This is a genomic window from Flavobacterium sp. UW10123 (genome assembly GCF_040538975.1).
Classification (GTDB): Bacteria; Bacteroidota; Bacteroidia; order Flavobacteriales; family Flavobacteriaceae; genus Flavobacterium.
In genome coordinates this window covers 241,365-266,794 of the sequence record NZ_JBEWQE010000006.1, presented here as the reverse complement: position 1 = coordinate 266,794, position 25,430 = coordinate 241,365, and the positions used below count along the sequence as shown (strand labels likewise).

Here is a 25,430-nt window from a genome sequence, read left to right as displayed (position 1 = left end):
ATTAATTAAAAAAGTTATTCGTTTGAGGTAATTAGTTATCTGTTTCGTTTAAAAGTTACAACCTCTTAGAATATATTATTATTTTTTATGCGCATTTACCGCAGCAGCCACAAAGTTTACAAAGATCGGGTGCGGATTTGCAACTGTACTTTTGTATTCTGGGTGGTATTGTACACCAATGAAGAACGGGTGATTTTCAAGCTCTACGATTTCAACTAATCCTGTATCAGGGTTAACTCCAGAAGCTTTTAAACCTGCCTTTTGCAATTCATCAGCATATTTATTGTTGTACTCATAACGGTGGCGGTGACGCTCCGAAATAGTTTTTTCTCCGTAAATTTTGTATGCTAAAGTGTTTGGTTTAATATCACATTTCCAAGCACCTAAACGCATTGTTCCTCCTTTATCGGTTACATTTTTCTGTTCTTCCATCAAACTCACTACCGGATGAGACGTTTTATCGTTCATCTCTGTTGAATTCGCTTCTGCGTAACCTAAAATATTTCTAGAATATTCGATAACAGACATTTGCATTCCTAAACAAATTCCGAAGAAAGGAATGTTGTTTTCACGTACAAAACGAACTGCAGCAATTTTTCCTTCAATACCTCTTTCACCAAAACCTGGAGCAACTAAAACTCCATCTAAATAGCCTAATTTTTCTTCAACATTATCTGCATTGATATGTTCTGAGTGAATAGAAATAACATTTACTTTTGTTTCATTTGCAGCACCTGCATGAATGAACGCCTCTAAAATAGATTTGTAGCAATCCTGCATTTCTACATATTTTCCAACCAAACCAATGTTTACAGTTTGTTTTGGACTTTTTAATCTTTTTAAGAAAGTATTCCAGTTTTTAAGATCTGGAGATGCTTTTTTAGGCAAATCTAATTTCTTTAAAGCTACAACATCTAATCCTTCTTCAAGCATTAAGTTTGGAACTTCATATATAGTAGAAGCATCAATTGACTGAATAACCGCTTCTTTCTTAACATTACAGAATAAAGCTAGTTTTTGGCGTAATTCCTGAGACAATTCGTGCTCCGTTCTACAAACCAAAATATCTGCTTTAATACCACTCTCCATTAAAGTTTTAACAGAGTGCTGTGTTGGTTTTGTTTTCAACTCTCCAGCTGCAGCCAAATAAGGAACTAATGTCAAGTGAATAACAATTCCGTTATTTTCACCTAATTCCCAAACTAGTTGACGAACAGATTCTATATAAGGTAAAGATTCGATATCACCAACCGTTCCACCAATTTCAGTAATAACAATATCATAATCGCCAGATTTACCTAGCAATTGCATTCTGTCTTTGATTTCGTTTGTGATATGAGGAACAACTTGAACTGTTTTTCCTAAAAATTCTCCTCTTCTTTCTTTTTCAATAACCGAAAGATAAACTCTTCCTGTAGTAACGTTATTAGCCTGAGAAGTAGGAACGTTTAAGAAACGCTCGTAGTGTCCTAAGTCTAAGTCAGTTTCAGCTCCGTCATCTGTCACATAACATTCTCCGTGTTCGTACGGGTTTAATGTCCCCGGGTCAACGTTAATATATGGATCAAATTTCTGAATAGTTGTACGGTATCCTCTTCCTTGTAACAATTTTGCCAAAGATGCCGCGATAATCCCTTTTCCTAATGAAGAGGTCACACCTCCTGTAACAAAAATATATTTTGTTTGATTCATTCTGTTGTTGTTTGTAAGTAGTTGTGTAAAAAACTTGGCAAAAGTACAAATTTAATTAGACAATTTATCAATTCCAGAATGAGATAATTTTTAAAACTTTAAAGCTCTTTCGATTTAAATAAAGGTTTAAAGTTCTACCACAAGAAAACGAAATATTTTTCTATTTTTAGCTACAAATTCGCAACTAATAAACAATAACCTTATCAATTTAAAAAATCCGCTCTTTTTATGTTTTTGAATAATTACTACATATCATTTTTTCACATATGTAATATAAAATAAGGAAGATGCAAGGAAAATTTTCTCTACCAATAATTGATACTTGCTAAAGAGAAAAGTTTGGGCAAAAAAAAATATTATAATTTAAAAAAACACTGACTTGTACACATTTATGAATTCAGTCTTGAATTCTGTGGTATCACTTTGTTTTTTGAAAATTATAATATTTTGTATTTCAAACTTATACAAAAAAATCCAAACCGCCAAAGATTTTTCTTACTTTTATTTCAGAATTTAATTAATTCCTAGTAAGGAAGTATTAAATTATAAAAACAGAAGAGAAAAGAAATTACACTTATAGAGATATCGAAAATTAATATCATTCTAAATACGGAAAAAGAAATAATCCAATTGATCAAAAATCTCGCAATAAACTGAAAGAAAAAGAAACAAAAAATTTTTATAGAAAATGGATTGTAAGCGATTGCTTCTTGAAAATGAAATCGAAGAATTTGAGAAAAAGCTCTTGTAAGTCCGCGGCTTTTACAATATGCTAATGGCAATCCTTCACAGGATGAACGCAAACCGAAATTTAAATATGGTAGAAAAAAGCAATAAAAAAAGATAAACATAATTATGAAAATCAAAATTACATTTATCTTTTTATAAGAATCAATTTCTTGATAAACAGACATTTTATACAATAAATTACTTTACAGTAGTTTCAATTGTAGTCGAATCTACTTGTACTTTCACATTTAAAGAATCATCTGTTTGTATTTGTTCCACTTTGACAGAATCCAAAGCTCTCTGAATCTCATCTTTATGCTCTAAAGCCATAGAGCCAACTGAGCCTACAAAAATTGCAACCCAGATAATAACGAAAATTGTCGCCGCAATTCCCAAATAAAGACCAGCTTTTGGTAAAGAAGTCGATGCATTTTCTTTTTTTGCCTGATTTAAAGCAATTGCTCCAAATACTATTGCAAGAATTCCGAATAAAACTGCAATAAAACCAAAGCAAGGGATAAATGCCGCTAATACACCGATAATACCAAAAATTAAAGCGATAATACCTAGTGACTGGCCAGCATTTGAAGAAGGTAAATTGTTTTCCATAAAAATGTTTTTGTTAGTTCTGACAAAAATAGAAAACGACTAATACAAACTAGGGTAATCGAATCTAAGTTATCAACAATTAAATTAACCTTCCTTTTCTGAATTAAGGTTTTGGATATTGTTTTTTGATATTTCTAATCAATTCTTCCAATCCGTTCAATTTCAACTCATAAATCAATTGTAATTGCTGCCCTAATTCTCCTTTTGGAAATCCTTTATTATGATACCAAACCACATAATATTCCGGCAAATCAATTAGATACCTTCCTTGGTATTTTCCAAAAGGCATTTTGGTGTGGGCTAATTTTATAAGTTGTTTTTTGTCTTGATCCATAGTTTTTAAGAAGAAAGAAGCAAGAGGAAAGACTTATACTTTCTTCTTGCTTCAATTATATGCAAAGCTATTATTTATTTGCCACAGATTAAAAGGATTCTCACAGATTATTAAATCAAAGATTAAAAACTTAGAATCTCAGAATCTTAAAACCTTAGCAACTTTAAAAAAAAGAAGCAAGAAAAAAGAACCAATTGTCGTTCCTCCTTCCTGCTTCAAAAATATTATTTAAAAAAGTTCAGCACAGATTAGAAACCTCTGTCCCTTTGTCACTCTGAATCTTTGTCACTTTTTAATAGTGCCATCTCACGAAAGCTTCCATTGCAGCATAAGTTGCCAAACCTAATTGGTGATACAATTCTGCTGTTTCGCGGTTTCTGTCTTCCGCTCTTTGCCAGAACTCTCTTGCGTCTGTTCCTTGGAAAACAACTCCATCTTTTTGAGATTGGTGTTTGAAGATTCCGTGACGTTTTGCTAAAACCTGATCTGGACTCATTGGAACTGCCATTTCAACTTCGTCAATTCCCCACTCTTGCCAAGCTCCACGATATAACCACAACCAGCAGTCGTTCATGAATTCTTTTGGTTTTAAAACTTTTACCGCTTCAAAAATAGCATCCAAACAAACTTTATGAGTTCCGTGCGGATCTGCTAAATCTCCTGCTGCATAAATTTGGTGCGGTTTAATTTTCTCAATTAAATCAACCGTCAGCTGAATATCTTCTGGACCAATTGGTTTTTTCTCGATTGTTCCTGTTTCGTAGAAAGGCAATTCCATAAAGTGAATCTGAGAATCTGGAAGACCGACAAAATAACTTGTAGCTCTTGCTTCACCTTTTCTGATCAAACCTTTAATGTAACGAACTTCCGGAATATCAATTTCGCTGTTCTTTTTGTTCTGTAAGAATGCTTCAGCCTTTTTATAGATATCATCTGCTTGTTCGCTTTTGATTCCGAATTTCTCGTTGTAATCAATTACGAATCTTGCAAAACGTAATGCTTCATCATCAGCAACTGCAATATTTCCAGATGTCTGGTATGCTACGTGCACTTCGTGCCCTTGCTCTTGCAAACGCATGAAAGTCCCTCCCATACTGATAATATCATCATCAGGATGCGGACTAAAAATCAATACACGTTTTTTAGCTGGCTCTGCTCTTTCAGGACGATTTGTATCGTCTGCATTTGGTTTTCCACCTGGCCAACCCGTGATTGTATTTTGTAATTTATTAAATATCTTGATGTTAATATCGTAAGCCGGACCCGAATCTGCTAACAAATCACTCATACCGTTTTCGATATAATCAGCATCTGTAAGCATTAAAATTGGTTTTTTAAGATCTAATGCCAATCCTAAAACTGCTTTACGAGTTAATTTATCTGTCCAAACGATTTTCTCAACCAACCAAGGCTTGTTAATTCTCGTTAATTTTGAAGAAGCTTCTTTATCTAAAATAAAAACAGCATTATTATGCTCTTGCAAGAAAGAAGCAGGAACTCGGTTTGTAACTTCATCTTCAACAGATTTTTTTACAATGTTTGCTTTTCCTTCTCCCCAAGCCAATAAAATCACTCTTTTTGCTTCCATGATTTTTTTTACTCCAAGCGTGATTGCAGTTCTTGGTGTATTATTTAAACCAAAGAAATCTTTACTTGCAGCAACTCTTGTAATATGATCTAAAGCCACTAAACGTGTTTTAGAGTTTTGTAGCGAACCAGATTCGTTAAAACCAATATGCCCGTTACCTCCAATTCCAAGAATCTGAAGATCGATTCCGCCTAAAGCTTCGATTTTAGCTTCGTATTCGTGGCAGTAATCTGCAATTTGTTCTTTTGTTAAAAGTCCGTCTGGAACATGAGCGTTTTCAGGTAAAATATCGACATGATCAAACAAAAGTTCTTTCATGAAACGAACATAACTGTTGATTGAATTTGGTTCCATTGGATAATATTCATCCAAGTTAAAACTAATTACGTTTTTGAAACTCAAACCTTCTTCTTTATGCAGACGCACTAATTCAGCATACAAACCTTTTGGAGAAGAACCAGTTGCCAAACCAAGAATACATGGTTTTCCTTCTTTTTGTTTTTCTTTGATTAAAGCCGCAATTTCCTGCGCTACTTCTTTTGAAGCATCTGTTGAGTTTTCAAAAACAACTGTATTAATGTTTTCGAATCGTTTTTCGAAACCTGTTGCTTTGTCGATTTTACTTTTTAACATGATATATTAATTTTTATTTTTTGTTCAACTATTCCATTTCCTGTATTTATGCCCTTTTACAGCATAAAACAAAATCATTGCATAAGAAGGCAGCAGCATTAAATACGCCAATTGATTACCGCTTTTGGAAACGTCTTGCATATTTTTTGCAAGATTTGCAGAATTGATGCTTTCAGTGATCATTCCGTAGAATAATGGAAAAACTGCTCCACCAATAATGCCCATAATCAAAATGGCACTTCCTATTTTTGTATAACCTCCCAAATCCTGCAAAGCCATTGGCCAAATTGCCGGCCAGCATAGCGCATTTGCCAATCCTAAAAGCGCTACTAAAAGTATCACTAACGGTATATTTGGAGTTCCAGGCAATGCAATCATTATTTTTGGAGAAATCAAGACAATTGCCAAAACCAGAACTAAACCAAGCATTCCAGACACTTTTAAAGCAGTTACCTGAGAAACATATTTAGGAATCAAGACTATTCCAAGAACGTATCCAATAACCATTGCCGACATCGTAAATGATGTTAATTTTAGATAGAAATTCCCTTCTTCGCCGTAAACACCCAATTGTTTCCCGAAAGCTCCAATAGAATCTCCTGCTAAAACTTCGGCTGATAAATAAAGCATTAAAGTAATTACTCCTAAAACCAATTGAGGGTGTTTGAAAGCATTTTTAATCTGTTTGAAAACACTCAACTCAGAAACATTTCCTTCTTCGTCCAAATCAATTTCTGGAAGAGGAGAAAATTTCACCATTAAAGCTAAAACAGTAATAATCAACCCCATATAAAGATACGGTGTTTGTAATTGTAATGCAAGAGAATTTAATGCACTAGTTTTTGCAGCTTCATCCATCAAGGCAATTTTGTCTGCGGTAAAGTCTTGCATATTAGACAAAACCAAAACTGTAAGCACAATTGGCGCTACAAATCCTGCCAATTTATTTGCAATTCCTAAAACGCTGATTCTTGCAGCAGCACTTTCTCTTGGGCCAATTACTACTACATAAGGATTTGAAGCTGTCTGTAAAACTGCCAAACCAGTTCCCATTACAAATAAGGCCAATAAAAACAAAAGAAATGTACGACTAGAAGCCGCCGGATAAAACATAAAAGCTCCCGCGGCAATAATTAATAACCCTAAAGAAATTCCGTTTTTATATCCCACTTTTTCAATGATATAGGAAGAAGGAACTGCCATAACAAAATAGGCAATATAAAAGGCGAAAGTCACAAAGTAAGCTTGAGAAGAAGTCAATTCACAAGCTAATTCAAAAAACGGAATTAATGGTCCGTTAAGCCACGTTACGAATCCTAGAATAAAAAACAATAAGGTTAAAATCACCATTGGAACAATGGCGCTTTTTTTCTCTACTTGTAATGTACTTTGAATGTTTGTCATAATTTTTGGTTGATTTAGTTATAGATTTATTTAATTCAAAATCTAAATTAGAATCAACTCTCACATTATTGATTGCGTAATTTATGCAAATATCTGCATTTTTTTTGCAAAACAAAAGTACTACATTAAATTTCCTTATTCTCTAATTTAGATATGAAAGTTTTGTTAATTTTTATTATTCCAATTTAAATCAGGATAATATTTTGCCAAATATGTTTTTACTTCGGCAATATCTTCTTTGGCTGTTAAGTCTGGTACGTGCTCAGAAAATGGAATTCCGACAGTAGTTTGCGGATTTTCTTTAACGGAATTCAAAAGAACCGTTGGAAGCTCCTTTTCATCACGCTCCGGATGAACAGGACAATTTTTAAGATGTATATATAAAGTCTTGCCGTTAAACTTAAAAGCATTCATACTTACACGAATCTTACCTTCTGAATCTTTATATTGCTCTAAATCTTCTTCTGATGGTTTTTCTAAAATATCCAACAGCTGATTGTTTTTATCTAATTTCGCAATTGCAAAACGAGAAATACGCTCTAATGGAAAATCCATAGCATCGCGATCATAACCAATAAAAGCATTCGGACTTTCGGTTTCCCTCAAAGCACGCAATGCTTCAGCCGAATACAAATTATCGCTGTTGCAAACCGAATAAAACTGCGAATTTAGTTCTGGATATTGCTCTACAGCTTGAAACAAAGCATCTGCAGTTCCAAAAGGCTTTACTCTTCCTTCAGGAATATACTGAACCGCAAATGAAATATTGAGACCGTGAAAATCGTTATCCTTCATTTTACTTCCGTAAAATTCTTTAAACAATTCTCCTTGCTCTCCTATTATTATATAGATGTTTTTATAGCCAGCCTTTTTAGCATTCCATAAAAGATAATCTAAAAGAGGTCTTCCGCTTGCGCCAACACCTATTAAGCCTTTACTCCTTTCGTTGGCCTGCGCAATTTCTTCTGGAGATAAATTATTTATAACCGCTTCTTTTTTCATACGAGAAGAAGCTCCACCGGCTAAAATCACTAAACTGTCGTGCATTTTGTTTTAATTTTCAATATTATCAATAATTCGTACTCCTGGATCAACATTTACCGCATAGGCTTCTTGAGCTCCCGCGTGCAAAATCGCTTTTATAACCGTATCTTCATGTTTAGGATCGGCAATCACAACAATACTTCCACCACCGCCAGAACCAACAATTTTTGCTCCATATGCTCCTGCTTTTAATGCTGCGTTAACCATTGCATCAATTCTCGGAACAGTTATTTTCAGTAAATCACGCAACACTTCATGATGGCCATTCATTAACGCCCCAATTTTTTTAAGATCTAAAACTGGTTTTTCAAATTCTTTTAAAGCTTCTTTAGTATAATAGTAATTCTTGATAGCTGCTTCAAAAAATGGAATTAGACGATCTGGAAGACAATTTCGATATTTAGCCAAATCTTCAATTTCTGAAGCATTTAAGTCGAACTGCGGATAATTTTGCTTTACCAGATCAATCGCCATTAATGCATTTCCTTTTAATTCTCCAAGAAGACCAATAGTTTCCTTTGGAACACCTGAAACTCCTGTAATTAAACCTTTCAGTTCCGTACCTATTACATCAAAAGAAAACGGTTTTCTTGTATTAATGTAAACAATATTTCCAACGCCAATACTAAAATGATCCATCATTCCGCCAGGTTCCCCATGTTCCAAAACTTCAGATTCATAACCTAACTTTGAAAGAAATTCAGGTGTAACTTCGTGATCGATTCCAAAAGCTTCTATCAGGAAACGAATCCAAGCCATTAATAAAGCTGACGAACTCGATGTTCCAGAATTAATCGGAATATCTCCAGTAATTGTAATGGTATAACCAGATGTTGGTTTACAACCATATCTGCGCAAGACACGCAATGAGGATGCAAAATAATCTCTTGGTTCTAATTTTTCGAAAGCCTCGTGTATATCAATGATTCGAATTTCATTAATATCAATCATATTCAGAACAAATGTATCGGTCTGATTTTCTTTTGCTATTAATTTAATACTTCTATCTATCGCACAGGCTATAACAGGCAATCCTAAATAATCTTGATGGTCTCCAAAAAGACAGGTTCGGCCAGGAGCTAATGAGGTAATTTTTTTCACGTAAACACATTGTGTTAAAATACTGTAATTCAGTAAATTACAATATTACTAGGTTATCTTTTTATTTTAGTTTTTCAGTTTTGATTTCACGAAACTATAGATTATATTTTTATAAAACAAGAAAAAATAAAAAAAATGTGCTCGAACACACTATTTTTATGTTCTCGAGCACATTTTATAATTCTTACAGAAAATTTACATTTATTAACTCAAAGTTTTTATATTTGCTTATATGGATAAAAAGTACACAATTAAGGACATAGCGCAAATGGCTGGAGTTTCTAAAGGAACTGTAGATCGCGTACTGCATAATAGAGGAAAAGTCTCTCCTGCTGCACTCGAAAAAATCAATGAAGTTTTAAATGTAATTGATTACGAACCCAACTTAATTGCTCGAAATTTAAAAAGCACAAAAGTGTACCGCATTTGCGTTCTACTTCCAGACCCTGTATTTGACCCCTACTGGCTTCCGTGTGTTAACGGAATCCAAGATGCTATAACAGAATTTAAAGCTTATAATGTGGTTATTGAAACGCATTATTTTAACCCTGAAAGCACAAAATCTTTCTTAAAGACTCATGAAGCCATTGTAACCAAATCGCCAGATGCTGTTTTATTAGCACCGCTTTTCCATAAAGAAACCATAGAAATCATAAAACAATATGAAGAACTAGGAATTATGGTAAACACTTTCAACAATCAAGTTGAATCATCATCAATAAAAAGCTTTGTTGGGCAAGATTTATACAAAAGCGGCCGCGTTGCTGCGAGTTTAATGAATTTAATTCTGCCTAAAGGACAAATTGCGATTATCCATATTGACGAGAGTTTAAAAAACGCCATTCACATGCAAGAAAAAGAACGCGGTTTTAGAAGCTATTTTGAAGAAAAAGACCTTTCCAGCTTTCCTTTAACCACTTTAAAGCTGAAATATTCTAATATCGAAACTAAGCTTCCAGCCTTTATAAATGAAAATCCAGATTTGAGTGGCATTTTCATTACAACCTCTAAAGCTTACCAAATTGCTTCTATACTTTCAAACATAACAGACGAAAAAATTGCTTTGATTGGTTATGATCTAGTCGATAAAAATGTTAGTTTTTTAAACCAGGGATTAATTCATTTTTTAATTCATCAGAACCAAAAGAGACAGGCTTATTTAGGAGTCAGCACTTTAGTAGAGCACTTTTTGTTTAGAAAAGATATTCCGGAAACTATTTTGCTTCCTATTGACATTATCAATGTAGAGAATGCTTCTTTTTATGTTAGCTAAGAGAGTTTTCCACTAAGACGCTAAGGATCAAAGTTTTTTATTTAAATCTCGCAAAGACGCAGCTTTTTCTTTAAAATCTAAATTTAAAAACTTTGATCCTTCGCGTCTTTGCGGCTAATTATTTTATCAAAATGAATTTTCCAAAAGAAGAAGCGATATGAAAATTCGGTTCTGGAGTATTTGGATCCACCCAAGTAATCCAAGCGGGTTCGTAATTGCCATTTTTGTCTTTAGAAAATTTAGCCCTGTAAACCCCAGCTTCGATAATATTATCATGAATTAAATCTAATTCTTTTAAAGATACAACACTAATTGATCCTGCAACTGTAAAAGAAATTTCATCTGTAGAAGATTCCAATTTTATATGGTTTTCTGGCCATTTCCATTCATAATCAAAATCTTTATCCGGACGCGCTATAAAATCCAACAATCTGGTTGAAGGATCTATTTCTAAACAATAATACGGATTAAGCTTATCATTACTTCTAAAAAAAAGCTCCACACGATCTGAATTACAAATACTATCCACACTATTGTCTTTCTGATCCATATAAACATCAGTATCAAAAACTCTAAAATTAAAATAGAAATTCTCCTGATCCCAAAGCGCACGAAATTCAATTCTTAAAACTGGATCATTATTCCATGGAGAAGAAAAATTGGTTAAACAATTTGCTTTTTCCCAAAAAAAAGGATCCAAGATCTGAATCGTGTTTTTTTGATTTTTATCGATTATTTCTACGTGGTATTCTTTCAAAATTTTACTTCTTAAAATCTGTTAATTTTTCACTTTTAAAAAAGGTCAAAATGACCATTAAATCATTTTCTGAATTTGATATTTTTCTCAATAGCCAAGATAGTTCAAAAAATGTATTGAAAAGCAATCCAAATTCATAAATAAATCCAAAAATCAGCATCATTCCATTATAAGAAAAGACTGTTTAATTTTTACATTTCCCAATTAGTAATTGCGAAATTCACAAGTTTTTGACAATTCCTTATTTATATTTCAAAAAACCATCAATTTGACACACTCATCTTTTTTCAAATCATTTTAGAAATATCACAGCAATTTAAGCTAAAAAAAATGATTCGCACAATTTTATGTGCTCGAGAACATAAATTTTGTGTGTTCGAGCACATTTTTTGTGTTTTTTCTTGTTTTATAAAAATATAATCTATAGTTTCGTCAGAGATTAATCTTAAAACTAAGTTAATTATGAAAAATATTCGGTGATTTTTACGCTTCAGAAAAGCAAAAAAATGAACTAAACAAACGGTATTTAGAGCAAAAAACAAAAGCTCTAATTGATCTAAAAAAATAACACAATCAAAACACAATTAAAAAGACAAAATGAATTTCCAGATCAAAAAAGAAATCTAAAACCTACAAACAAAGAAAAAACAATTAAACATTAACCAAAACCAATTCAAAGTATGAAATTATTAACCCAAAAAAAGCCAAGAGATTTTCGGCTTAACAATTTATCCCGCAAAGAAATCGGAATAACAGTTCTCTCGTTATTAGTTTTTACATTTCAGGCTTCTGCAGCTTCTTCTATAAATATTTCGGATAAAAACAATACGGCATTATTTTTTGAAAAAACTGTAAAAGGTAAAGTAACAGACGAGAAAGGCATGCCACTTCCTGGCGCCAATGTTTTGGTTAAAGGCACTAACAAGGGGGTTCAGACTGATGTAGACGGAAGCTTTGCCATTACAGTTCCTGATAATGCTACAAAACTTGTGATTACTTATATTGGCATGGAAGATCAAGAAGTTACTATTGGAAGCGCCCCTCTAAAAGTTGTCATGAAAGAAGCAGGACAAAAACTAGAGGAAATCGTTATTGGATATGGAAAAGCGAAGAAAAAAGATCTTACGGGTTCAGTATCTTCTGTTGGAAAAGACAATTTAAACTTAGGTGGTACTGTAGCAAATGTTGGACAAGCACTTCAAGGACGAGCTTCTGGAGTTCAAGTACAGCAAAACAGTTATGCACCAGGAACTAGTCCTACAATCGTAATTAGAGGTGGAAACTCAATTACAACCTCAAATGCGCCACTATACGTAGTCGATGGTTTTATTACCGCAACTGGTGCATCTATCAGCCCAAATGATATCGAAAGTATCCAAATCCTAAAAGATGCTGCTTCTACTGCAATTTACGGTTCAAGAGGAGGAAATGGTGTTATCATGATTACAACTAAAAAAGGAAAATCTGGTAAAATGCAAATTGAAGGCGAGATTTCAGATGGTTTTCAAAACATTATTCAGGAACCATCATTGCTAAATGGGCAACAATATGCTTCTATTCAGAATGCGATTTCTGTTGAAAATGGAAGACCACCACTTTTTCCTTCTAGTTTTCCTATTGCCAACACTAACTGGTTTGAGGCGGCAACCCGCCCTGGTGAAGTTCTTAACAGAACACTTACCTTTAGCGGAAGCGATAAAACATCTAAATTTTTCTTATCTGGAAATTATTTGAAACAAACTGGAGCAATAGAAAACACAGATTTTACAAGATATAGTGTTCGTATTGGAACAGAGAAAAAATTTACAGACAAAGTAACTGTAGGAGCTAATGTATATGGAGCTGCAAGTGAAGGACACAATAGTGATTTTGGCGATAATATTTTAGCTCCACTGTTTTCTATTCAGACTGCGCCGCCTTCTATCCCTATTTATAATGCTGACGGATCTTACTACAAATTCCAAGGAAAAGATAATGCTTTGGCACTTTTACTTGAACCAACAGACCATACAATCAACCGATTAGTGAACGGTAATATGTTTATGGATTATGAAATCATTAAAGGCTTAACCTATCATTTTGGAGCTGGCGCAGAATGGCAAGAAAACATTCAGGGTAAATATACACCGCGAACTCTTGTTGCTGGTGCGGCATTAAACGGTACTGGATCTGAAGAAAACAAAACTTATTTTAGATGGACTACAGAACAATATTTGACTTACAAATTTAACATCAAAGAGCAGCATTCATTTACTGCAATGATTGGAACATCGAACCAAAAAGATACTTATGAAAGAATGAAAGCGTCTGGTTCCGGTTTTGCAAATGATGTGCTGACTTACTATAATCTTGAAAGTGCTGCTGTTTATTTGAAACCTGAAACACAAAAAATAGAAGCAAAACTTACCTCATTTTTTGGAAGGTTAAGCTATTCTTTTGACGATAAATATTTGGCTTCTTTTACTTATAGAATGGATGGTTCGTCACGTTTTGGTCCAAATAACCAATATGGAAGATTCCCATCTGGAGCTGTGGCCTGGAGAATCTCAAAAGAAGCATTTATGCAAAATTTTGAAACTCTATCAGAATTAAAACTAAGAGTTAGTTACGGTATTACCGGAAATGATGGAATTTTGGATTATGCCTTCCTAGCTGGTTTAAAACCTTGGAATACTACCATTGCAGACGGTTCATTTGAAGCTGGTAATGAACCTAAAAATTTAGCAAACCCAAATCTTAAATGGGAACAGCAAGCGCAGGCTAACATTGGTTTAGACATGGGATTCTTTAACGACAGACTTACTGCTACAATTGATGTATATAAGAAAAAAACAACAGATGCGCTTTTAGATGTACCTGTTGGAGGATGGTGGGGATTTGGTATCCAGACACTTAACTCTGGTACAATAGAAAACAAAGGAATTGAGATTGGTATAAGCAGTGAAAATTTCAAAAATGATAAATTCTACTGGAGAACCTCTTTAAATCTTGCATACAATAAACAGGAAGTAGTTTCATTAGCAGATAATGTTAATCAAATCAGTATCAATACTTCTAACCCAAGTGGTACTGTTTCTGGTCGTGAATTTACAAGACTTGTACCTGGAAAAGAAATGGGATTATTGTACGGATTTAAATATGCAGGAGTAGTAAAAACAGGAGAAACTTATGCTCCACAACCTTTATCAAAACCAGGAGATCCTAAATATGAAGATTTAGATGGTGATGGATTGGTTACAGCTAAAGACAGAACTTATTTAGGAAATTCTACTCCTCATTATATTGTTGGTTTTAATAATGATTTCAGATTCGGAGATTTTGATGTGAATCTGTTTTTCCAAGGTGCTCTTGATTACTCGGTTTACAATATGACCAGAATGGTTGGAGAATCAAGCACTAGTACAGATGCTTTGAATCGTTGGGTTGCTGGTACAAACGAAAATACTGATATCCCAAGAGATGGTTATTACAAAAGTACTTATGGTAGTTATGTAAATTCAAGGTTTGTTGAAGATGCTTCTTACTTACGTCTTAAAAATCTATCTATCGGATATTCTATACCAGAAAATCTTTTAAAACCAATCAAATTTATTGATAATATAAGATTATATGCAATAGGACAAAATTTATTGACAATTACAAAGTATTCTGGAAACGATCCTGAAATAAATGGTCATACTAATTCTGCCACAGCACAAAACCTTGGTGGAGGAATTGATTTCAACTCATTTCCAGCTTCTAGAACGTTTATATTAGGGATCAAAATAGCAATTCATTAATAGCTTTTTCAATAACATTAAATTTATCAAAATGAAAAAATATACAATTCTATTGCTTTTACTTGCTGCAGGACTACAATATTCCTGTAATGAGGATCTTGATCCTACAGTATATAGCAGTTTGACCACTACGAATGGATATCAAACCAAATCAGATGCTATCGCTGCCGTTAATTCTATTTATGGCAGATTAAAAGGCCCATCTGTAGGCGATAACTTTTCGTATTGGGCTACAAGACACTTTGCATTAACTGATATTGCAACAGATTTAGGACATTGCCAATTTGGAGGAGATCCTGGTCAATTGTCTTTAGGGACATGGAATTCTGCAAATGGCTTACTTTTAGAAGATTGGAACGCCATGTATAAATTAATTTCCAATGCTAACAATGCTATTTATTACATCGGAAAAATGTCTACTGTTTCGGATATCGAAAAAGCACAGTTTATTTCTGAGGCAAAATTTTTAAGAGCATCTGCTTATATGGATTTGACTGATTCTTGGGGGCCTGTTGTTTTAATGACCGAAGAGAACATAGCAAATCCAAGTTACTTAGCACAGACACCTCCAACATCTGTTGAAGAAATTGATGCTTTTATTATTAAAGACCTTACAGAAGCTGCTGCTATTTTACCCATAAACTATAGAGAAAATGCAATTTATGGCAGTAACGATGTTGGCCGTGCTACAAAAGGTGCTGCGCTTACTTTACTAGCAAAATTATATTTACGCAGTCATGATTGGCAAAAAGTAGTTACGCTTACTCAGCAAGTAATGGATCTAAACGAATACCATCTTTATCCTTCTTACTTAGGTTTGTTTAAAGAAAGTAACAAATGGTGCAGCGAAAATATCTTCTCTTCTTTAAGTGATGCTAATACAAATGGAACAGAATTATTAAACCACTTTGGTCCTGTTGATCACCCTGTTGTTCAAAACAGATGGCAGTATTATACTGTAAACTGGGATTTCTACAATACTTTTGGTGATGAAGATGAGAGAAAACAATGCTTTTTCCCAGAATTCATGGGAACAGATGGATTATTGCACAAACAAGCTCCATATTTAGGCGCAGAACCACCAGAAGGAGAACTTTATATGCAAGATGTTTCTACAAAAAAATATGCTGATGATGAAACGACTACATATTATGATGGTCATAGTGTAAATATTCTTCGTTATGCTGATGTATTGTTAAGCCGAGCTGAAGCCTTAAACGAAATCAGCGGGCCAACTCAAGAGGCAATAGACCTTATCAATCAGGTAAAAGGAAGATCGCATGCCAAACTTTTGGCTTTATCTGGCCAAACGCAAACTAGTTTAAGAGATGCTATCTTACAAGAAAGAGGATGGGAACTTTTCTACGAAGGAAAACGTCGTGCAGATTTGATAAGAATGAACAAATATGATGTTTTGGTAAATGCATACCATCTTAGAGTTGGTGAAGCAGCTTTAATCAAAATGCCGCAAAACAAATATTATACGTATCCACAAAGTCAGGTAGACCTTAATCCAAATTTAAGCAACGCCGATAGACAATAAGAACACTCAATCAAGAATAGACAGTTAAATGTCTGTCTATTCTTGATTTTTTATAACAATAAAAGTATTTTTCTGTTTCACAAAAAGAGCTTTTCAGATGATAAAAAAAATAATAGAAAAAGGAAGTTTTATTTTAGTCTTGCTGGCATTAGCCAGCTGTTCTAAAAGCCAAATTATCTCCAATATCAATATTGGCACTCATAGCAACAACGAATTGAAAATTCAGATCGATGTTACTACGAATGACCAAGCTCAGGTATATGCAGAATATTGGTTGGACAAAAAAGGAAATCAAAATAAAATAACCTCTCCTATTTCAAATTCTGGTTTAAAACATTCATTGGTACTTTGCAACATAATTCCAGAAACCAATTATAGTTTTCAATTAGTTACAGTTCAAGACGGAAATAAACAAACCAGTAAAGTTTATACTTTTAAATCAAGAAAGCTTCCAGAATGGCTTCAAAAACAATTCAAAGCTAATTGCCCGAAACCAGAATTATTGCCTGAGAATTTCAAAAAAGGCTTTATGCTTTTAGCTAAAAGAGAAACTCCAGGAACAGCTTACATTGTAGACTATAAAGGAAATTTAAGATGGTATCATACAATTGAAGGAACTGGATTTAAAGTGATTCATTTCACTAAAGACCAAACCATTCTTTCTATTTTAGGCACAAATGACGAACCAACAAGCTACGGAAGTGAAATTCTAGAAATCAATCTTCAAGGTGATACTCTAACTCATATTAAAAAAGGACAAGGCGATTTAAAACAGGTTCTTCATCACGAAATTATAAAAAAATCGGCTGACGAAATTGTTGCTTTAACTGTTGAGCAAAAAATAATAGATTTTACTTCTATTGGAGGAAAAAAACAAGATACAATCAACGGTGACGGAATTATAATTTTAAATAAAAAAGGAAAACAGCTTTGGAAATGGAGTGTTTTTGATGATTTAAATCCGTTTAAAGATAAGGATTTACTAAAAACCAAAAAGGATTGGACGCATGCCAACAGTTTGAGTTACGATAAAGATGGAAACTTTTTAATTTCTTTCTACAACAATGGTCAGATCTGGAAAATTAATTCTACAACAGGAAAAGTAATCTGGAAATTAGGAAAAGGAGGCACAATGAAAATGGCTCCAGATACCAATTTCTCTCAGGCGCATGCCGCACATATCGATCAAGAAGGCAGTTTATTGTTTTTTGATAATGGAGTCGACATCAAACAATCTTCTGTTTTTGCCTTAAAAGTGGATGAAAAAAATAATGATGTAAAGCTGGATTATCATATAAAATTGCCAAAAGATATTTACAACGACAGAATGGGAAGCGCTTATATGATCAATAAAGATCTCTTTTTGGTTTGTTGTTCTAAAAGACATATTACCGTTTTAACCAATAAAAAAGGTGTTTTATTATGGGCTTTAGAATCTGAAATTCCGCCATACAGAACCATCTTTATTCCTGAAGAAAAACTGAAACCTTTTCTTCTAAATTAAAAAATAGTAACCATGAAAAAAACAATTCTTATCGGACTTTTTTCAGCATTATCAATGGCTGTTTTCAATTCCTGTACCAAATCCAATTCTCAAACTTTGGCTTCAAAAGTAACCGAAGAAGAAGACGAAGGTTATATCACAATTGATACTTCCAAAATTCCTGATGATCAATTTGGAGAATCGGTTCGTTACGGGAGAGAATTAATGATGAAAACGGCTTATTATATTGGTCCAAACGGAATCAACGGAAAATATTTAGGCAATAAAATGAACTGCACCAATTGCCATCAAGATGCCGGCACAAAACCTCACGCATTCAATTTAATGTCTTCACATGATAATTATCCACAATATCGCGGACGCGAAAACAAAGTCCTTACTTTAGCAGAAAGAGTTAATAACTGCATTATGCGTCCGCATTCTGGAAAACCGCTTCCGTTGGACAGTAAAGAAATGGTGGCGTTTTTATCTTACTTTAAATGGATCAGCAAATTTGTTCCAAAAGATGGTAATTTTAAAGGAGCTAAAAATTTAGAAATCGAATTTCCAGATGTTGCTGCAAGTCCAGAAAGAGGAAAAGTTTTATTTGCCGAAAACTGCGCAAGATGCCACGGAAACAATGGCGAGGGAGTTTATAATGCAGACAAATCGGGTTACACCTATCCTCCACTTTGGGGACAATACGGTTATCAGCCAGGTTCAAGCATGCATCGAGTAATCAAACAGGCGCAATGGTTAAAAAGCAATATGCCTTATGATAAAGTACTGCTTGGAAAACCATATCTTACAGATAAAGAAGCTCTTGATATTGCAGCATTCGTAAATGATGATTCACAACATACAAGACCGAATCCAAAAACATTTGATTATGCTGATAAAATGGGCAAACCAATTGATTATTCGCACAGTCCTTTTCAGGATAATTTTTCAGAAGAACAGCATAAGTATGGACCTTATAAACCAATTATTGCTTACTGGAAAAAACAAGGATGGAAAGCCGTTTACTAAACTCAAAATATACTATTTAACCTGATTATACAATACAATGAAACTAAACCTAAACAACACAACGCTTTTAAGCAGAATATTGATAATGTGTTTTATCACGATCAGCATTCCTCTAACTGCACAAATTAAATATTCAGACGGAAATGACAGCTGGAATCCGAATCAATTAGGAAATCACCGTGCTGTAATTGCCTTTTCTGGCTCGGGAAATGTTGCTAAAACAACAATCGAATGGCGAAGACGAGACACAAATCCAGAACTTAAAAAAATTATCGTTCAGGATGCATCTGGAAAAGATATTCAGAACATCAAAACAGAAAACATCAATAGAGAAAACGGTACTATTTACTTCGAACCCATTTCTGGAAAAGGAACATACTACGTTTATTATATGCCTTATGTGGACGAAGGAACTGCAAATTATCCAAAGGGAATTTATCAGAAACCTGAAGACAAGGCCGATGCAAAATGGCTTTCTGCTATAAAAGCAAACTCAAAAGATAATGCTGCTGTAACAGAAATTCAGAGCGTGAATGCTTTCAACAGCTTTTACCCGATGGAAGTGATTGCTACAGCTCCTGAAACTTCGGCTCTTGTAGCAAAAAACAGCGGAAATTCTTTCTTAGTTTTCCCAGAAGATAGAGAACATTCTATCAAATTAAAATCGGATTTGCCGCAAAGATGGATTCAGAAAGGCATTCAAAACAGCTTTTCTGATACGGCGATGAAAGGTGAATATTTAGCTTTTCAATTGGGAGTTTATGCTCTTGAAGATTTAAAGAACATAAAAGTGTCTTTCACCAATTTAGTTAGCACAACTGGAGCAACAATTGAAGCGAAAGATATCAGCTGTATCAACACTGACGGAACGAAATATGACGGAAATCCTTTTACAAACACAGTTTCTGTTTCAAAAGGAAAAATTCAGGCAATGTGGTGCGGTATAGATGTTCCGCAAACTGCCGCTGCTGGAACGTACAACGGAAAAGCAACTGTAATTGCGGACGGAAAATCAAAAGAAATCAATCTACAAATTACAGTTTCTAATCAGGTAACCAAAAATGGAGGCATCGACAGTCCAGAAAAAATGACGCGTCTAAAATGGTTAAACTCAACTTTAGCGCAAGAAAATATAGTTATTGCTCCTTACACTCCATTAACGGTAAACAATTCTGAAATTGCCTTATTAGGAAGAAAACTGGTTTTAGCGCCAAACGGATTCCCAGCACAAATCCAGACTTTCTTTACTCCAGAAATGACTTCGGTAGGAACAAAAGCAAATGATGTTTTAAGTGCTCCAATAGATTTTCATTTTGTTGACGCTTCTGGAAAAGATGTACAATGGAAAAACAGCGGCGTAAAATTCACTAAAAAAGAAGCTGGAACAGTTTCTTGGGAAAACACTTCAACTTCAAAATCGGTTCAAATGGACGTGAATGCGTCTGTAGAGTTTGACGGTTTTGTACATTATATTGTAAAAGTTACAGCTCTTGAAGATGTTGCCTTTAACGACATTAATTTCCAAATGCCAATGCAGCCAACATCTGCAAAATACATGATGGGATTAGGTCAAAAAGGAGGCGATCGTCCTGCAACTTTTGATTGGAAATGGGATGTTGCTCATAAAAATCAAGACGGTGCTTGGATTGGTGCTGTAAATTCTGGATTGCAATTTTCTTTAAGAGACGAAAAATATAGCCGCCCTTTAAATACTAATTTCTATTTACAAAAACCTTTATTATTGCCAACTTCATGGGGTAACGAAAATAAGGGCGGTATTACCATTACACCAAACCAAAAATCGGTACTAGTAAATGCGTACAGTGGTGCTAGAACAATGAAAAAAGGCGATGTTTTATACTATAACTTCAACTTATTAATTACACCATTCCATACAATCAATACCGATTTTCAATGGGATACAAAGTTTTACCACAAATACAGCCCAATCGATTCTATTGCTAAAACTGGCGCAACGGTAATCAATATTCACCACGCAAATGCAATCAATCCGTACATCAATTATCCTTTTATTGAATTTAAAAAGATGAAAACGTATATCGATGAAGCGCATGAAAAAGGATTAAAAGTAAAAATCTACAATACCGTTAGAGAGGTTTCTAACAAGGCTTATGAGACTTTCGCTCTTAGAAGTTTAGGTCACGAAATCTATTCTCCAGGAAAAGGTGGCGGATTCTCTTGGTTGCAAGAACACGTTGGTGACGATTATATCGCAGCTTGGTTTGTTCCTGAAATTAAAGATGCTGCAATCGTAAACAGCGGCATGAACCGTTGGCATAATTATTATGTAGAAGGAATGAACTGGCTGACTCAAAATGTTGGTATTGACGGAATTTATCTAGACGACGTCGCTTTCGACAGAATCACAATGAAACGTATCAAAAGGGTTTTGACTAAAGACGGACATCCTGGAATTATCGATTTACATAGCGCGAACCAATACAACAAAAGTGATGGATTTAATAACAGTGCCAACTTATACATGGAGCACTTTCCGTACATCAATAAATTATGGTTTGGAGAATATTTCGATTACGAAAAAAATCAACCTGACTTTTTCTTGACTGAGGTAAGCGGAATTCCGTTTGGATTAATGGGAGAAATGCTTCAAGATGGTGGAAATCCGTGGAGAGGAATGGTTTACGGAATGACAAACAGATTGCCTTGGAGCGACGGCGCTGACCCAAGAAATATCTGGAAAGTTTGGGATTCTTTCGGAATTAAAGGTTCTGAAATGATCGGATATTGGAGCGAAAACTGTCCTGTAAAAACAAACAATGACAAAGTTTTAGCAACAGTTTACAAAAAGAACGGAACGGCCTTAATTTCAATCGCAAGTTGGGCAGATGCTGATGTAAATGTGAAATTAAATATTGATTGGAAAAAACTAGGAATCAATCCTGCAAAAGCAACAATTACAGCTCCAGAAGTTACCAATTTCCAACCTGCAAAAACATTCACAGTAAAAGACGAAATAACTGTTCCTAAAGGAAAAGGATGGTTACTTATTGTTAAGTAATTTAAAGACAATAACGATTACCTCGTCCTATTTGTCATTTCGACGAAGGAGAAATCACACAAGAAATTCCATACAGAAAATCGCCAATCTTTATCGATTTACGAGTGTGATTTCTCCTTCGTCGAAATGACAAAAAAGCAAAAAATTTAATGCCACAGATTACACAGATTACACAGATTACACAGATTAATTTGTATTACGCATAGATTAAAAAAAATCCTTTTAATCTGTGTAATCTGTGGCAAAAAAAACAACCACAAAAAACCAAGCTCTCCATCATGAAATTTAGACCATTACTATCCTTTTTACTCCTTGGAAGCCTTTTTGTCTCAGCACAAAACAAACCCACTATAAAAGAATACAAAAAAGTATTTACAACATATCCATTCTCAGATCCTGATCCGATTCCGAAACCAGATACCAAGTTTTATCCCTATTTCCGTTTTGATGGTTTTACAGATAAACCCGTTCAAAAAGAATGGAAAGTAATCGAAATTGAAAACGATTATATCAAACTGATGATTCTGCCTGAAATTGGCGGAAAAGTCTGGTCGGCTATAGAAAAATCTACAGGAAAAGACATTGTTTACAATAATCATGTTGTAAAATTCAGAGACATTGCTATGCGCGGACCGTGGACAAGCGGCGGTGTTGAAGGTAATTACGGAATTATCGGCCACACGCCAAACTGCGCCACTCCTGTTGATTATAAAATCATCAACCGAGAAGATGGAAGTATTAGCTGCGTTATTGGAGTTTTAGATTTATTGACGAGAACTTCTTGGAAATTAGACATCAATCTGCCAAAAGACAAAGCGTATTTTACCACAAATTCGTTCTGGTCAAATACAACCGAATTCGAACAGCCTTATTATACTTGGATGAATACGGGAATAAAAGCGGCCGAAAATCTGCAGTTTATTTATCCAGGACAAACTTATATTGGTCATAACGGAGATTACCATCCATGGCCAATTGACAAAGAAAACGGCAAAGATTTATCTTTCTACAAAAACAACAATTTTGGCGGTTACAAATCGTACCACGTATTTGGAAAATATGATGATTTCTTTGGCGGATATTATCATGACGAAGATTTCGGAATGGGAAGATACGGCAATCACGATGATAAACCGGGTAAAAAAATCTGGATTTGGGGATTGTCACAGCAAGGAATGATTTGGGAAAAATTATTGACGGATACTGATGGGCAATATGTAGAAGTGCAAAGCGGAAGATTATTTAATCAGGCTAGCGAAGGCAGTAATCTTACGCCTTTCAAACAGCGTTCATTTGCACCTTATCAAACAGATACCTGGACCGAATATTGGTTTCCTGTAAAACACACAAAAGGTTTTGTAAAAGCTAATAATTATGGTTCAGTCAACATTAAAAACGAAAACGGCTGGCTGAAAATCTATTTTTCTCCGCTTCAAAAACTAAATGAAAAAATTGAAGTTTTTGAAAACGATAAAAAAGTATATTCTAAAGATATTGCTCTGAATACAATGCAAACTTTTAAAGATTCCATTCAGGTAAAAGTCGATTCTAATAAATTGAAATTTGTTTTAGGCGAAAATAAACTCGTTTGGAATTCTGCTCCAGAAGACGGAAATATCAATCGTCCTTTAGAAATACCAAAAGATTTTGATCATAATTCAATCTACGGATTATATCTTCAGGGAAAAAATTATATCGCTTTTAAAGATTATGTTCTGGCTGAAGATAAATTAAATGCTTGTTTAAAATTAGATCCAAACTACGCTCCTGCCCTTTCTGCATTGGCTTCTTTGCAAATTAGAAAATTAGATTTTAAGTCTGCAGTCAATTTAGCAAGCAAAGCTTTAGCAATAGATACTTATGATCCTTCTGCGAATTATTTTTATGCTTTGGCAAACTTTCATTTAGGAAATACTACCGATGCAAAAGATGGTTTCGATATTGCAGCTGCAAGTGTTGAATTTAGAAGTCCAGCTTATACTGCTTTAAGCAAAATTTATTTAGCAGAAAACGATCTGCCAAAAGCGGTTGAATATGCTGAAAAAAGCTTAATCTACAATCAATACAATGTAGAAGGCTTACAGGTTTTAGCGGTTTTATATCGTCTGCAAAATAATTCAGATCAAGCAAATTCGGTTTTAAAAACCATTACAAAACTGGATCCGCTGAATCATTTCGCTGATTTTGAAAAATACCTTTGGAACAATTCAAACGATTCTAAAAATGCCTTTACTTCTGCCATTCAAAACGAAATGCCAGAACAGACGTTTCTTGAATTGGGAATTTGGTACAATAATCTTAGCCGAAAAGAAGATGCCATAAAAGTATTTTTTATCGCAGAACCAAGCGCTGAAATTATATATTGGAAAGCTTTCTTAGAAAACAAACCAGTTGATGTAAGCAAAATCAAACCGGGAACAAGTTTTCCTTTTAGAAATGAAACCGCAGAAATTTTGAAATCATTAATTAAAATAAATGATCAATACCAATTGAAATATCATTTAGGTTTAATTGAATGGAATCGTAACAGCATTTCAGAAGCTAAAAGATTGTTTTCAGAATGCGGTGCAAAACCAAATGATCCAGCTTTTTATGGAGCTAAAGCTTCTTTGTTTAAAGATGATGCTTCAATAGTATTGGCAAGTCTTCAGCAGGCAATAAAATTGGATCCGCAAGGCTGGAGATACCATAAAATGCTGGCAGAACATTACATCGCTCAAAAACAATTTGACAAAGCGCTTACAACGGCTGAATCTTTCTATAAAAAACATCAAGACAATTATTTGATTGGAATGCTTTACGCTAAAACTTTATTGCTAAACAAAAAATACCGTGAAGCTGATACGTTTTTAACCAAATTACAAATCCTTCCGTTTGAAGGCGCAACGGCAGGAAGACAATTGTATCACGAAGCAAAATTGATGCAGGCTTTAGCAGAAATCAAAAACAAGCAATACAAAAAAGCATTACAATTTATTGCCGATGCCAAACTGTTTCCAGAGAATTTAGGGGTTGGAAAACCTTATGACGAAAACATAGATGAAAGACTAGAAAACTGGCTGGATTATCAATGTTACAACAGTCTTGGAAACAAAGAAATGGCTTCTAAATCTTTAGATAAAATCGTCACTTTCCATCCTGTGGTTGATAATACAGTTATGAACTTCCTTCCGGCAAATCAATTGGTTTCGGCTTGGGCGATTGAAAAAACTTCTTCTGCACAAGAAGCTGAAAAATGGATTAAAACTCAGGCAGATTTATATCCGACAAATAAAATAGTTCAGTGGAGTTTATTGGCTTACACCAAAAAAGCATCGAATATTTTAAGCGAAGATGAAAAAGACGGCGAAGTCAGAATTATCGAAAAATTGTAAAGAACTTTCAAAACAATA

The 25,430-nt window shown here is 34.2% G+C and carries 16 protein-coding genes; 7 read left to right on the top strand and 9 right to left on the bottom strand.

The genetic code is table 11. The annotated features are described in order from the left end of the window. Positions 1-78: 78 nt before the first annotated feature. The 8 genes from pyrG to ABXT06_RS09325 all read right to left on the bottom strand — a co-directional run bounded on the left by pyrG (position 79) and on the right by ABXT06_RS09325 (position 9,134). On the bottom strand, positions 79-1,692 hold the full coding sequence (pyrG, locus tag ABXT06_RS09360; RefSeq protein WP_354590513.1) for a CTP synthase: 1,614 nt from the start codon (positions 1,690-1,692) through the stop codon (positions 79-81). Positions 1,693-2,216: 524 nt separating this feature from the next. Then, positions 2,217-2,543 (bottom strand): DUF2752 domain-containing protein, encoded by a 327-nt coding sequence (locus ABXT06_RS09355; protein WP_354590533.1) that lies wholly within the window; start codon positions 2,541-2,543, stop codon positions 2,217-2,219. A gap of 76 nt (positions 2,544-2,619) precedes the next feature. Then, positions 2,620-3,030 carry a DUF4190 domain-containing protein gene (locus ABXT06_RS09350; RefSeq protein WP_111424036.1) on the bottom strand — a complete coding sequence of 137 codons (411 nt, stop codon included), beginning with the start codon at positions 3,028-3,030 and terminating at the stop codon, positions 2,620-2,622. A gap of 103 nt (positions 3,031-3,133) precedes the next feature. Further along, a complete protein-coding gene (locus ABXT06_RS09345; protein WP_354590512.1) occupies positions 3,134-3,364 on the bottom strand; it encodes a DUF3820 family protein in 231 nt (76 codons plus the stop codon). 292 nt (positions 3,365-3,656) lie between these two features. Next, the gene (nagB, locus tag ABXT06_RS09340; RefSeq protein WP_354590511.1) at positions 3,657-5,585 is read right to left on the bottom strand and encodes a glucosamine-6-phosphate deaminase; all 1,929 of its coding nucleotides are present in this window, start codon (positions 5,583-5,585) and stop codon (positions 3,657-3,659) included. 24 nt (positions 5,586-5,609) lie between these two features. After that, positions 5,610-6,989: a sugar MFS transporter gene (locus ABXT06_RS09335; RefSeq protein ID WP_354590510.1), complete on the bottom strand. Its 1,380-nt coding sequence runs from the start codon at positions 6,987-6,989 to the stop codon at positions 5,610-5,612. A 165-nt stretch (positions 6,990-7,154) separates the two neighbouring features. Further along, positions 7,155-8,036 (bottom strand): sugar phosphate nucleotidyltransferase, encoded by an 882-nt coding sequence (locus ABXT06_RS09330; protein ID WP_354590509.1) that lies wholly within the window; start codon positions 8,034-8,036, stop codon positions 7,155-7,157. A 6-nt stretch (positions 8,037-8,042) separates the two neighbouring features. Further along, the gene (locus ABXT06_RS09325; RefSeq protein WP_354590508.1) at positions 8,043-9,134 is read right to left on the bottom strand and encodes a GHMP family kinase ATP-binding protein; all 1,092 of its coding nucleotides are present in this window, start codon (positions 9,132-9,134) and stop codon (positions 8,043-8,045) included. Positions 9,135-9,366: 232 nt separating this feature from the next. Here ABXT06_RS09325 and ABXT06_RS09320 point away from each other — a divergent pair, with 232 nt between their 5' ends. After that, positions 9,367-10,407: a LacI family DNA-binding transcriptional regulator gene (locus ABXT06_RS09320; RefSeq protein ID WP_354590507.1), complete on the top strand. Its 1,041-nt coding sequence runs from the start codon at positions 9,367-9,369 to the stop codon at positions 10,405-10,407. A gap of 118 nt (positions 10,408-10,525) precedes the next feature. Here the strand turns inward: ABXT06_RS09320 and ABXT06_RS09315 are convergent, their stop codons facing one another. Continuing rightward, positions 10,526-11,164: a sugar-binding protein gene (locus ABXT06_RS09315; RefSeq protein ID WP_354590506.1), complete on the bottom strand. Its 639-nt coding sequence runs from the start codon at positions 11,162-11,164 to the stop codon at positions 10,526-10,528. Between the two features lie 680 nt (positions 11,165-11,844). On the opposite strand from ABXT06_RS09315, the gene ABXT06_RS09310 reads away from it, so the two are divergent. The 6 genes from ABXT06_RS09310 (at position 11,845) to ABXT06_RS09285 (ending at position 25,412) form a co-directional block, all read left to right on the top strand. Continuing rightward, positions 11,845-14,943, top strand: coding sequence for a SusC/RagA family TonB-linked outer membrane protein (locus tag ABXT06_RS09310; protein WP_354590505.1), 3,099 nt, complete (start codon positions 11,845-11,847; stop codon positions 14,941-14,943). Between the two features lie 31 nt (positions 14,944-14,974). After that, positions 14,975-16,486 (top strand): RagB/SusD family nutrient uptake outer membrane protein, encoded by a 1,512-nt coding sequence (locus tag ABXT06_RS09305; RefSeq protein WP_354590504.1) that lies wholly within the window; start codon positions 14,975-14,977, stop codon positions 16,484-16,486. Between the two features lie 97 nt (positions 16,487-16,583). Then, on the top strand, positions 16,584-17,990 hold the full coding sequence (locus ABXT06_RS09300) for an aryl-sulfate sulfotransferase (protein ID WP_354590503.1): 1,407 nt from the start codon (positions 16,584-16,586) through the stop codon (positions 17,988-17,990). Between the two features lie 12 nt (positions 17,991-18,002). After that, the gene (locus tag ABXT06_RS09295; protein WP_354590502.1) at positions 18,003-18,998 is read left to right on the top strand and encodes a c-type cytochrome; all 996 of its coding nucleotides are present in this window, start codon (positions 18,003-18,005) and stop codon (positions 18,996-18,998) included. Positions 18,999-19,035: 37 nt separating this feature from the next. Then, positions 19,036-22,038, top strand: coding sequence for a glycoside hydrolase domain-containing protein (locus tag ABXT06_RS09290; RefSeq protein ID WP_354590501.1), 3,003 nt, complete (start codon positions 19,036-19,038; stop codon positions 22,036-22,038). Positions 22,039-22,316: 278 nt separating this feature from the next. Next, on the top strand, positions 22,317-25,412 hold the full coding sequence (locus tag ABXT06_RS09285) for a DUF5107 domain-containing protein (RefSeq protein WP_354590500.1): 3,096 nt from the start codon (positions 22,317-22,319) through the stop codon (positions 25,410-25,412). Positions 25,413-25,430: the final 18 nt, after the last annotated feature.